The sequence below is a fragment of the Polaromonas sp. genome, from assembly GCF_041689105.1.
Classification (GTDB): Bacteria; Pseudomonadota; Gammaproteobacteria; order Burkholderiales; family Burkholderiaceae_C; genus Polaromonas.
Genome location: NZ_JBDNGU010000005.1, coordinates 1 through 11,936 on the forward strand (window position 1 = coordinate 1; position 11,936 = coordinate 11,936).

An 11,936-nucleotide genomic window follows, 5' to 3' on the forward strand; every position below is an offset into this window, starting at 1 on the left:
CCACGCTTGTCGCTGCGCGTACTGCGCTGCCCCCCGAGGGGGCGCTGCGCCTGCGGACTGGCAAAGCCAGATCCGCGGCCCCGGCTGGTGAAGAGAGAGCCTCCACGCTTGTCGCTGCGCGTACTGCGCTGCCCCCCGAGGGGGCGCTGCGCCTGCGGACTGGCAGAGCCAGATCCGCGGCCCTGGCTGGTGAAGAGAGAGCCTCCACGCTTGTCGCTGCGCGTACTGCGCTGCCCCCCGCGGGGGCGCTGCGCCTGCGGACTGGCAAAGCCAGATCCGCGGCCCTGGCTGGTGAAGAGAGAGCCTCCACGCTTGTCGCTGCGCGTACTGCGCTGCCCCCCCGAGGGGGCGCTGCGCCTGCGGACTGGCAGAGCCAGATCCGCGGCCCTGGCTGATAAAGAAGAGAAGATGCCCCGCCAAGGCGAGTGCTTGCCCTTACGTAGTTCCCGTCATGGACAGTGCTTGCCCGCTTTGTAAACTTGGCAGGTTCAACTCAAGGAGACCCCATGAAACGCCTGCTTATTCTTGCGGTGGCCGCGACTTCGCTGTTCGCCAACGCACAAACCTACCCCGGCTCCAAGCCGATTTCGATCGTGGTGCCTTTTGCAGCGGGCGGCCCGACCGACCGTGTGGCGCGCGATCTGGCCGAAGCCATGCGCAAGGCTATGGGTGGCTCTGCCAACTTCGTCGTGGAAAACGTCAACGGCGCTGGTGGCACGATTGGCACCACCAAGGTTGCCAAGGCCAACCCGGACGGCCACACCCTGCTGCTGTTTCATATCGGCATGGCGGCGACCCCCGCCCTGTACCGCAAGCTGCAGTACAAACCGCTGGAAGATTTTGAGTATTTGGGCATGGTCAACGAGGTTCCCATGACCCTCATTGGCAAACCGCAGCTGCCTGCCAACACCTACCGAGATTTTGAGAACTACATCCGCGCCAACTCCGGCAAGCTCAACATTGCCCATGCCGGTCTGGGTTCCGCCTCACATCTGTGCGGCCTGATGTGGCAATCGGCGATCAACGCCAAGGAAGCCATGACCACCATTCCCTTCGGCGGCACTGGCCCGGCGATGAATGCGCTGGTGGGCGGCCAGGTTGACCTGATGTGCGACCAGACCACCAACACCGTCGGCCAGATCGAAGCCGGCCGTGTCAAAGCCTTTGCCGTCACCACCGCCAAGCCGCTGTCCGGCCACAAGCTGCTCAAGGACTACCCGTCGCTTCAGGAAATGGGCCTGAAAGGCTTTGACCTGACCATCTGGCACGGTCTGTATGCCCCCAAGGGCACACCTGCTGCCATTCAGACACAGCTGAACAACGCGCTGAAGATCGCCCTGAAAGACCCCGACTTCATGAAGAAGCAGGAAGGCCTGGGCGCCATCGTGGTGACCGACAAGCGTGTCGAGCCCGCAGCCCACAAGGCATTTGTGGCCAGCGAAATCGCCAAACTCAAGCCGGTGATTGAAGCGGCTGGCAAATTCGCCGACTGACTCCGCCCGCACTGCAGAACAGCCGCCGTGCGCAAGCCCGGCGGCTTTTTTCATGGCAGGCCGGGATTGCCCCGATTGAAGCAGCAGCCTCGCCGCACTAAGGTAGAGACACGCCCCAGGCACATTGCCAAATTGCAAAAGGAACCCCCTCATGACCTCAATCTTCAAGCCGAATCGCCGCCTGGCCCTTTCCCATGTTGCGTTTGCAGCTATCAGTTTTATAGCGTTCCAGGCCAATGCCCAAAGTAGCTGGCCGACAAAGCCGGTGCGCATTGTGGTGCCGTTTGCGCCCGGCGGCACCACAGACATCCTGGCCCGCGCCGTCGCGCCAGAGCTGTCAAAAGCCTTCGGCCAGCAATTCATCGTTGACAACCGTGCTGGCGCCGGCGGCAACGTAGGCGCCGACCTCGTTGCCAAGTCACCTGCTGACGGCTATACGCTGCTGATGGGAACCGTGGGCACCCACGGTATCAACAAGTCGATTTACGCGAAGATGCCCTTTGACCCGCAGAAGGACTTTGCACCCATCACGCTGGTGGCCGGCGTTCCCAACGTCATGGTGATGAACACCGAAAAGGCGGCGCAGCTCGGTATCAACAGCGTCCCTGACTTTATTAAATACGCCAAGGCAAACCCTGGAAAGTTCAGCATGGCGTCCAGCGGCAACGGAACCTCCATCCATCTGGCGGGTGAACTCTTCAAGTCACAGACCGGGATTTTCATGACGCACATTCCTTACCGCGGTTCCGGTCCGGCCCTGCTCGACCTGATCGGTGGCAACGTCGATGTGATGTTTGACAACCTGCCCTCGGCCATGCCGCAAATCAAAGGCGGCAAACTCAAGGCGTTTGCGGTCACCAGCGCCCAGCGCTCGACCGCGATGCCCGAATTGCCCACCGTGGAAGAAGCTGGCAAGCTCAAGGGTTTTGAGGCCAGCAGCTGGTTCGGCCTGCTTGCACCGGCCGGCACGCCCCCCGAGATCGTCAGCCGCATCCAGCAGGAAGTCGCCAAAGCACTGGCCACGCCCGCCATCAAGGAAAAAATGCTGGCACAAGGCGCTATCCCGAGCGGCAACACACCGCAGGAATTCGCCAAACTGATTGACTCAGAAATCGCAAAATGGGCAGTTGTAGTGAAGGCTTCGGGCGCTAAAGTCGATTAGCGAGTCGCCCGCCCACTCAAGCACTGGCCGCGGAGCCGGCCCGCAGGCGCAGTGAGCGACCGCGAGGACTTGTCTTATTCAAGCAGGGGCCGCGGGTCCGGCTCTGCCGGCCCGCAGGCGCAGCGGCCCCCTCGGGGCTGGCGCCTGCGGCTCCGAACCTGCTTGAGCAGGTTTGGACAGGCAACAGAAGCGAAGCCTCTGGCGAGCGGCGGCCTGCAAGGTGCAGGGAGCTACACGCAGTGAGCGACCGTGGGGGCCACATCTAGACCCCCCAGACAACCTCATGGCCGGCCTTGTGATTGCGCTCCAGCATCTCGATGAAGGGCCCGGCGCGCTGGCGCAAGCCCAAGCCTTCGCCGGGGACCGCCGCCTCGGCCTCCTGATCGTGTACTTCTTCCTGGGCGATGGCGGCATGTAAGGCGGCAACGGCGGCAGGCATCTGCTCGGGCAGGATGATGCCCTTGGGGCCAGCGTCCTTGCCGATTACCTCCAGGACGCGGCGCCCATTGGCCTCCAGCATGATCAGGTCACCAGCGGCTTGGGACTTGAATTTGTACAGCATCGGAGAGCTCCTTGGGTGTCGTTTGAATAAGTCCGATTATCGGCACGGCGCCTCTGGAAGTCTGTAGGCTGCTTTCCCGTCATGGTGATGGGCTGAAGGGTGACGAGGAGGGCTGAAGCAAAATACCCCCCTATGCTCAATATTCCGACAGCCCCCAAACCTGCCGTGCAGGCGCTGAGCCAGGACGGCCTGCGCCTGTTGTCGCCCGCCGATCTGGCCGCCACCTTACCGGCCGAATGGACGCAACACTGGACGAACCTGGTCAGCGCCTGGGACCGTTTGCCCCCAGACGCTCACCTGAAGGACGGCGGCCACTACCGCAAGCGCCGGCACAGTTGCTTCATTCAAGACCTCAACGGCGGGCAACTGACGCAGACACCGCACCGCGCCCACTGGCAACCGACAGACTACAACGCGCTGCACGGCGGCTTTGAACGCTGGTTTGAGCCGGTCGAACCGGCTGTGGCCGCAGCGCCAGCCTGGACCACGCTGCTGGCGGAGCTGGGCAAGCTGTTTGCGCAAGTGCGGCCTGTTCCGCGCTGGTTTGTGGAGGCCCACCAGTTCCGCATCGACACCGCGGGCGGCGTCGGCCGGCCCACGCCGGAAGGCGCGCACCGCGACGGTGTGGATTTTGTCGTGGTGATGCTGGTGGCGCGCGAAGGCGTCAAAGGGGGCGAGACCCGGGTGTTCGACGCCAACGGCCCGCAGGGCCTGCGCTTTGTGATGCAGGAGCCGCTGACCACGCTGCTGCTCGACGATGCCCGGGTGATCCACGAAACCACCCCCATCCTGCCACTGGAGACCGGCACAGTAGACGGGCATCGGGACACGCTGGTGCTGACCTACCGGGCGGTCGGCTTCCAGGCACCCTGAGCGCCTGCGCACTCGCAAACGCGTGTTGTACCAGCTTGCCTTCGAAAGACAAGAAATCAGGTTGCGGCAGTGGCAAGCCAAAGAGCTTGGGTGAGCGACTGCGCTCATGTCCCCCGGAACAAGATGCGCCTGTTCGCAGGCCGGGGGACATTCGCGCAGCTGAGTGCCCCTTCGGCCAGTTCCCGCCCACAAAGTGCCGCTTATCCAGATGATTGAATGCAAAACCGTATTAACCATGAGAGCGCCAGCCTCAAAACCACTTGACGGAAATAGTTTAAACCTAAACAATTAAGATTCGATCAATCAATTTGAACGGATCTTGTCAATGCACATCCTTTGTCTGGGCGGCGGGCCCGCCGGCCTGTACTTCGCGCTGCTGATGAAGCTGCAGGACCCCGCCCACCAGGTCACCGTGGTGGAGCGCAACCGCCCCTTCGACACTTTTGGCTGGGGCGTGGTGCTGTCCGACCAAACGCTGGACAACCTGCGACAGGCCGACCCGGTCAGCGCGCAACTGATCGGTGACGCCTTCAACCACTGGGACGATATCGAGGTGTTTTTCAAAGGCCGCTCCGTGCGTTCGGGCGGCCACGGCTTTTGCGGCATAGGCCGCAAGCGCCTGCTCAACATCCTGCAAGACCGCTGCATCGAAGTCGGCGTCGACCTGGTGTTTGAAACCGACGTGGAGGACGACCAGGCCATCGCCGCCAGGTACCATGCCGATATCGTGATCGCCAGCGACGGCCTGAACAGCCGCATCCGTACCCGCTACGCCGACACCTTCAAGCCTGATGTGGACTTGCGCGCCTGTCGCTTTGTCTGGCTGGGCACGCACAAGACCTTCGACGCCTTCACTTTTGCTTTCGAGCAAACCGAACACGGCTGGTTTGCGGCGCACGCCTACAAGTTCGACGACAACACCTCGACCTTCATCGTCGAGACGCCCGAAGCGGTCTGGAAAGCCCACGGCCTGGACGCCATGAGCCAGGAAGACGGCATCGCCTTCTGTGAAAAGCTGTTTGCCCCATACCTCGACGGCAACGCCCTGATGAACAACGCTACCCATGTACGTGGCTCGGCGATCTGGATCCGCTTCCCGCGTGTGGTCTGCGAGCACTGGGTGCATTGGCCCACCGTGCCCGGCCGCAGCGACGGGCCGCCCCTAGCAAGGCCAGCCCCCCCGGGGGGCAGCGAACCACACATAGTGGGGAGCGTGGGGGCTCCTATCGTGTTGATGGGCGACGCCGCCCACACCGCACATTTCTCCATCGGCAGCGGCACCAAGCTGGCGCTGGAAGATGCGATTGAGCTGAGCCGCTGTTTTGCACAGACACCCGAGCCCGACAAGGCACTGCAAACCTATGAAGCGCTGCGTTCGGTGGAAGTGCTCAAGATACAGAATGCCGCGCGCAACTCCACCGAATGGTTTGAAAACGTAGACCGCTACAGCGGGCTGGATGCAGAACAGTTTTTCTATTCGCTGCTGACACGTTCTCAGCGCATCAGCCATGAAAACCTGCGGGTTCGCGATGCCTCCTGGCTGCAAGGGTATGAACAGTGGCTGGCCAATCCGGGCCGCGCAGCGAAGGGCCGCCCCGAGCAAGCGACGGCCCCCTCGGGGGGCAGTGCAGCACACGCAGTGGCAAGCGTGGGGGCCACGTCTGCGCCACCGCCCATGCTTTTGCCACTGAAAGTGCGCGAGCTGCAACTGAAAAACCGCATCGTGGTCTCGCCCATGGCGACTTACAGCGCCATCGATGGACTGCCCCAGGACTTTCACCTGGTGCACCTGGGCGCGCGCGCGCTGGGCGGCGCCGCCATGGTGTTTGCCGAGATGAGCGCGCCCTGCCCTGAAGGCCGCATCACCCCCGGCTGCACGGGCCTGTGGAACGAGGAACAGATGCTGGCCTGGAAACGCATTGTCGATTTCGCACACCGCTCGGGCGAAGGCGTGCGCATGGGCATGCAGCTGGGCCACAGCGGCCCGAAAGGCTCAACCCAGGTCGGCTGGGAAGCGCCGGACGAGCCACTGGCTGCCGGCAACTGGCCGCTGCTGGCCGCCAGCGCCATGGCCTATGGCCCGACCAACGCCGTGCCGACAGCGATGACGCGTGAGGACATGGACCGCATCAAAACGCAGTTTGTGCAGTCTGCGCTGTACGCTGCCCAGGCCGGCTTCGACTGGCTGGAGCTGCATTGCGCGCACGGCTATTTGCTGTCGAGTTTCATCACGCCGCTGACCAATCTGCGCACCGACGACTACGGCGGCAGCCTGGAAAACCGCTGCCGCTACCCGCTGGAAGTGTTTGCGGCCATGCGCGCAGTCTGGCCCGCGCACCTGCCCATGAGTGTGCGCATCTCGGCGCATGACTGGGCGCCGGGCGGCAACACCGCCGACGATGCGGTGGCCATCGCGCGCCTGTTCAAGGCGGCCGGCTGCGACTTCATCGACGTGTCCTCGGGACAGACCACCCGCGCCGCCAAGCCGGTCTACGGCCGCATGTACCAGACCCCGTTTGCCGACCGCATCCGCAACGAGGTCGGTATCCAGACGATTGCCGTCGGCGCGATCTCCGAGGTCGACCATGTCAACAGCATCATTGCCGCCGGCCGCGCTGACCTGTGCGCAATTGCCCGGCCACACCTGGCCGACCCGGCCTGGACACTGCACGAGGCAGCCAAACTGCAAAGCCGGCACGTGGACTGGCCAAAGCCCTACCTCAGCGGCCGTGACCAGCTTTACCGCGAACTATCCAAGCAAAAACAGACCTGAGCCCTTATCCAGCAAGCGTAATAAGCTATTAAATATATAGCAACCGGGAGACGATCATGGACATGGAAGCACGAGGACACCGCGAACACCCCGAGGCGCTGCGCCTGTGGCTGCGCCTGCTGACCTGTACGCAGCTGATTGAAAAACAGGTGCGCGGGCAGTTGCGCGAGCAGTTTGACACCACGCTGCCGCGGTTCGATTTGATGGCGCAGCTTGAGCGTAACCCGGAAGGGCTGAAGATGAACGAGCTGTCGCGCCGAATGATGGTCACCGGCGGCAACGTCACCGGCATCACCGACCAGTTGGTGGCCGAAGGCCTGGTTGAACGCGTGGACGTGGAGGGCGACCGCCGCGCCTACCGCGTACGCCTGACGCCGCGCGGCCGCAAGACCTTTGACGAGATGGCGCGCCAGCACGAGGACTGGATTGTCCAGGCCTTTGGCGGCCTGACTCCGCGCGAGATCGACACCCTGCACAAGCTGCTGGGCAAAGTCAAACAACACCAGGCCGACCTGAGCCTGGAAATGGAAAACACGTGAAACACTACATTGGCCCTGCCAACCCCATGCATGCGCAGTTCAGTGCGCTGGCCAGCTACCCCGCCCGCCACTTTGCCTATGCCTTCGAAGGCGGCGTCGCCACCCTGACCCTGAACCGGCCAGAGCGCAAGAACCCGCTGACCTTTGAGTCTTACGCCGAGCTGCGCGACCTGTTTCGTGCACTGAACAGCGCCACCGACGTCAAGACAGTGGTACTGACTGGCGCCGGTGGCAACTTCTGCTCAGGCGGCGATGTACACGAAATCATCGGCCCACTGACCAAAATGAGCATGCCGGAGTTGCTGGAGTTCACGCGCATGACGGGTGATCTGGTCAAGACGATGCGTTTGTGCCCGCAGCCCATCATTGCGGCCATCGACGGCATCTGTGCCGGCGCTGGCGCCATGATGGCCCTGGCCGCCGATATTCGCCTGGGCACGGCACAAGCCAAAACCGCCTTCCTGTTCACGCGCGTCGGCCTGGCTGGTGCGGACATGGGCGCCTGCGCCCTGCTGCCGCGCCTGATCGGTCAGGGCCGCGCGTCCGAACTGCTGTTCACCGGACGCGCGATGACGGCGCAGGAAGGGCTGCAATGGGGCTTCTTCAATGCACTGCACGAACCGGCCGACCTGCTGGCCAAAGCGCAGGCCCTGGCTGCGGAGCTGGCCGCCGGCCCGACCTTTGCCCACGGCATGACCAAAACCATGTTGCACCAGGAATGGGCCATGACGCTGGACCAGGCGATTGAAGCCGAGGCGCAGGCGCAGGCGATCTGCATGCAGACCAAAGACTTCACACGCGCGTATGAAGCTTTCTCCAGCAAACAAAAACCGGTGTTTCAAGGGGATTGACATGAAAGCCGATACCCGACATCTGGCCCTGCCTTTTTTCGACGACATCCACCGCGCACTGGGTGAACAGCTCGCCGCCTGGGCGCCAGCCCAACAGGTTGACGAAAGTGATGACCGTCGCGCCTGCAAAGAGTGGGTGAAACTGCTGGGCACTGGTGGCTGGCTGCGTTATTGCGTGCCCGCAGGTGTGGACGGCGCCCTCGGTGGTGCGCTGGACAAACTCGACTCGCGCGCGCTGGTGATCCTGCGCGAAACCCTGGCCTTCCACTCCCCGCTGGCCGACTTTGCGTTTGCCATGCAGGGCCTGGGCAGTGGCGCCATCACCCTGGCCGGCACGCCGGCGCAGCAGGCGGCTTACCTCCCTGCGGTTGCACGCGGCGACAAGATCGCTGCCTTCGCGCTGAGCGAACCGGATGCTGGCTCAGACGCGGGTGCCATGACCACCACCGCTGATGCGGCCGGCAGCGACTGGACCTTGAACGGCAGCAAGACCTGGATCAGCAACGGTGACATCGCCGATTTTTACGTCACCTTCACCAAGACGGACCTGGCGGCCGGCACGCGTGGCATCACGGCGTTTATTGTCGACGCCGGCAACGCCGGTCTGGACAGCAGCGAACACATCGCGGTGATGGCGCCGCATCCGCTGGCGACCCTGAAGTTCGCGCACTGCCGCGTTCCCGGCACGGCGCAACTCGGTGCGCTCAACGGCGGCTTCAGGCTGGCAATGCAGACGCTGGACATCTTTCGCGCCTCGGTCGCGGCCGCAGCCCTGGGCATGGCGCGCCGTGCATTGTTTGAGGCCGTTCGCTTTTCGCGCGAGCGCAAGATGTTTGGCCAGACGCTGGCCGACTTCCAGCTGACACAGGCCAAAATCGGCGAGATGGCTGCGCTGATTGACGCTGCCGCACTGCTCACCTACCGCGCCGCCTGGTTGCGCGACGACAGCGAACGCAGTGGCACCGGGAAACGTGTCACAGCCGAAGCAGCGATGGCCAAAATGACGGCCACCGAAAACGCCCAACGCGTGATCGACATGGCACTGCAGATGCATGGCGGCCTGGGCGTCAAGGTCGGCACCAAGGTCGAAAGTCTGTACCGCGACATCCGCTCGCTGCGCATTTACGAAGGCGCGACCGAAGTCCAGCAACTGATCATTGGCAAAGCCGTTTTGCAATCATGACCCCAGCCACCACCGCCCCCTCCTCGCAAACCGACCGGTTCGTGCACGATCACCTGCCGTCCCCAGAGCAATGGCCGCAGATGCGCTACGAGCTGCCGGAGCTGAACATCCCGGCGCAGGCCAACCTGGTCGACGTGTTGTTTGACCAGGTTGAAAAAAATGGTTTTTCCGACCGGCCCTTTTTGCGCTCCGACAAGATCACGCTGAGCTATGCGGACGCCAGCGAGCGCGTCAATCGCATCGCCCAGGTCCTCACGCAGAATCTGCAGCTGGTACCCGGCAACCGCGTGCTGCTGCGCGGCGGCAACACGATTGGCATGGCGCTGGCCTGGCTCGGCGTGGTCAAGGCCGGGCTGGTGGCAGTGGCCACCATGCCGCTGCTGCGCGCCAAGGAGCTCGGGGAGATCATCACCAAGTCACAGGCCACTGTGGCATTGTGTGATGTCAGCCTGCTGGCAGAGCTGCAAATCGCCCAAGGTCTGAACCCAACGCTGAGCACCATCGTGCCCTTCAACCTGAACGAGCCGGGATCACTCGCCCTGCGCGCGGCCAGCCAGGACGGCCGCTTCGCCCCCTGCCCGACCTCGGCCGACGACATCGCGATGATGGCCTTCACCTCCGGCACCACCGGCACGCCGAAAGCGGCGGTGCACACACACCGAGACGTGCTGGCCGCTTGCGAAGCCTGGCCGCGCCATGTGCTCCGGGCGACGCACGAGGATATCGTGATGGGTTCACCGCCGCTGGCTTTCACCTTCGGGCTGGGCGGCATGCTGATTTTCCCGATGTGGGCGGGCGCGTCGGTGTATTACCCAAGCATTGCCTACACCCCTGACGCCATGGTCAAGCTGATCAACGAGGTAGGGGCCACGATCTGCTACACCGCGCCCACGTTTTACCGCCAGATGGCACCTTTTGCGAAGCAGCATGGGGTGCCGACCTTGCGCACCTGTGTCAGTGCCGGTGAGGGACTGCCCGACGCAACCCGCCAGCTCTGGAAAGAGGCCACCGGCATCGAAATGACCGACGGCATAGGTGCCACCGAAATGTTTCATATCTTCATTTCCAGCGCCGGCTCCGATGTGCGCCGGGGCGCCGTCGGCAAGGTGGTGCCGGGCTACACAGCCAAAGTGGTCGATGATGACGGCCATGAGGTTCCGCGCGGCACCGTCGGCAAGCTGGCCGTCATCGGACCCACCGGCTGCAAATACCTGAGCGATGCCCGCCAGGCCAACTATGTCAAAGGCGGCTGGAACTACCCCGGCGATGCCTTCATGCAGGACGCCGACGGCTACTTCTTCTTTCAGTCCCGCGCCGACGACATGATCATCACCTCGGGCTACAACGTCGGCGGGCCTGAGGTGGAGGACGCCTTGCTCAAACACCCGGCGGTCGCCGAATGCGGCGTGATCGGTGTGCCGGACAACGAACGCGGCATGGTGGTCAAGGCGTTTGTGGTGCTCAAACCCGGTCATGCGCAAGGGCAAGCGACGGAAAAACTGCTGCAGGACCACGTGAAAGCCACCCTGGCGCCCTTCAAGTACCCGCGCCAGATCGAATTCGTCAGCAGTCTGCCGCGCACGGAAACCGGAAAACTGCAGCGCTTCAAGCTGCGTCAGCCATGAAGTTCACGGTTAAAAAGCAGATCCGCTTTCACCACTGTGATCCGGCCGGGATTGTTTTCTACCCGCAGTACTTTTACCTCCTGCATGAAACCCAGGAAGACTTTCTGGCGCATATCGGCCACCCTGAACATTTGCTGATTGCCTCGGGCCTGGGCGTGCCCATCGTCGACCTGAAAACCGAATTCGTTGACATGTGCCGGTATGGCGACGAGATCATCATCAGCTTGAGCCTGACCCGCGTCGGCAACGCCAGCATCGGCATGCACTATGAAATTCATAGCTGCTCACGCCCATCAGACAAGGGCCAAGGCCTTAAATTGATCGCAAACACGGTGGTAGTGTGCGCCGGGATACCAAACGGAAAGGTGCTGGCCATTCCTGACGGATTGCGCTCAGCGCTGTTGCCCTACCTGGAAACCAAAGAGGAGAACAAGCCATGATGAAATTACTGCAGCCGTCGGGCTGGGCCGAGCCCAAAGGGTATGCCAACGGCGTCGTGGCACGCGGCGCCATGATTTTTGTCGGTGGTCAGATCGGCTGGAACGCGCAGCAGCAATTTGAAAGCAACGACTTCATTGCCCAGACCCGCCAGACGCTACAAAACATCCTGGCCGTGCTGCAAGCCGGGGGGGCCGGTCCCGAGCACATGGTCCGCATGACCTGGTATGTGGTGGACCGGGTTGAATACGTGGCGCGCCTGAAAGAGCTGGGCGCAGTGTACCGAGAGGTCATGGGCAAAAATTTCCCGGCCATGACCTGTGTGGAGGTCTCGGCCCTGGTCGAAGAGCGGGCGCGGATCGAAATTGAGGTCACAGCCGTTCTGCCAGACTGACACGGACTGCCCATTCCGCAGGCGTAGCTGCTCGCCATCGATC

General features: G+C 63.0%; 11 protein-coding genes. 10 read left to right on the plus strand and 1 reads right to left on the minus strand.

Annotated elements, in window-relative coordinates; translation table 11 throughout:
- Positions 1 to 506 precede the first annotated feature (506 nt).
- Positions 507 to 1,493, plus strand: a complete 987-nt coding sequence (locus ACESMT_RS00425) for a tripartite tricarboxylate transporter substrate-binding protein (protein WP_372824160.1) — start codon at positions 507 to 509, stop codon at positions 1,491 to 1,493.
- Between the two features lie 151 nt (positions 1,494 to 1,644).
- Positions 1,645 to 2,655, plus strand: coding sequence for a Bug family tripartite tricarboxylate transporter substrate binding protein (locus tag ACESMT_RS00430; RefSeq protein ID WP_372824161.1), 1,011 nt, complete (start codon positions 1,645 to 1,647; stop codon positions 2,653 to 2,655).
- A gap of 262 nt (positions 2,656 to 2,917) precedes the next feature.
- Here the strand turns inward: ACESMT_RS00430 and ACESMT_RS00435 are convergent, their stop codons facing one another.
- Complete coding sequence (locus ACESMT_RS00435) at positions 2,918 to 3,217, minus strand: DUF1840 domain-containing protein (protein WP_372824163.1); 300 nt, start codon at positions 3,215 to 3,217, stop codon at positions 2,918 to 2,920.
- Between the two features lie 132 nt (positions 3,218 to 3,349).
- Between ACESMT_RS00435 and ACESMT_RS00440 the strand changes: the two genes are divergently transcribed.
- From ACESMT_RS00440 to ACESMT_RS00475, 8 genes are all read left to right on the plus strand, one after another.
- The gene (locus tag ACESMT_RS00440) at positions 3,350 to 4,090 is read left to right on the plus strand and encodes a 2OG-Fe dioxygenase family protein (RefSeq protein WP_372824165.1); all 741 of its coding nucleotides are present in this window, start codon (positions 3,350 to 3,352) and stop codon (positions 4,088 to 4,090) included.
- 325 nt (positions 4,091 to 4,415) lie between these two features.
- Positions 4,416 to 6,863: a bifunctional salicylyl-CoA 5-hydroxylase/oxidoreductase gene (locus tag ACESMT_RS00445; RefSeq protein WP_372824167.1), complete on the plus strand. Its 2,448-nt coding sequence runs from the start codon at positions 4,416 to 4,418 to the stop codon at positions 6,861 to 6,863.
- Positions 6,864 to 6,919: 56 nt separating this feature from the next.
- Entirely contained in the window at positions 6,920 to 7,402 is a 483-nt protein-coding gene (locus tag ACESMT_RS00450; RefSeq protein ID WP_372824169.1) for a MarR family winged helix-turn-helix transcriptional regulator, read from the plus strand.
- Entirely contained in the window at positions 7,399 to 8,253 is an 855-nt protein-coding gene (locus ACESMT_RS00455) for an enoyl-CoA hydratase family protein (RefSeq protein WP_372824170.1), read from the plus strand. The genes ACESMT_RS00450 and ACESMT_RS00455 overlap by 4 nt, the downstream gene beginning before the upstream one ends.
- Position 8,254: 1 nt before the next feature.
- Positions 8,255 to 9,436, plus strand: coding sequence for an acyl-CoA dehydrogenase family protein (locus tag ACESMT_RS00460; RefSeq protein WP_372824172.1), 1,182 nt, complete (start codon positions 8,255 to 8,257; stop codon positions 9,434 to 9,436).
- Positions 9,433 to 11,061, plus strand: a complete 1,629-nt coding sequence (locus ACESMT_RS00465) for a benzoate-CoA ligase family protein (protein ID WP_372824174.1) — start codon at positions 9,433 to 9,435, stop codon at positions 11,059 to 11,061. The genes ACESMT_RS00460 and ACESMT_RS00465 overlap by 4 nt, the downstream gene beginning before the upstream one ends.
- Entirely contained in the window at positions 11,058 to 11,501 is a 444-nt protein-coding gene (locus ACESMT_RS00470) for an acyl-CoA thioesterase (protein WP_372824176.1), read from the plus strand. The genes ACESMT_RS00465 and ACESMT_RS00470 overlap by 4 nt, the downstream gene beginning before the upstream one ends.
- Positions 11,498 to 11,893 (plus strand): RidA family protein, encoded by a 396-nt coding sequence (locus tag ACESMT_RS00475; protein ID WP_372824178.1) that lies wholly within the window; start codon positions 11,498 to 11,500, stop codon positions 11,891 to 11,893. Before ACESMT_RS00470 ends, ACESMT_RS00475 begins: the two co-directional genes overlap by 4 nt.
- Positions 11,894 to 11,936 lie beyond the last annotated feature (43 nt).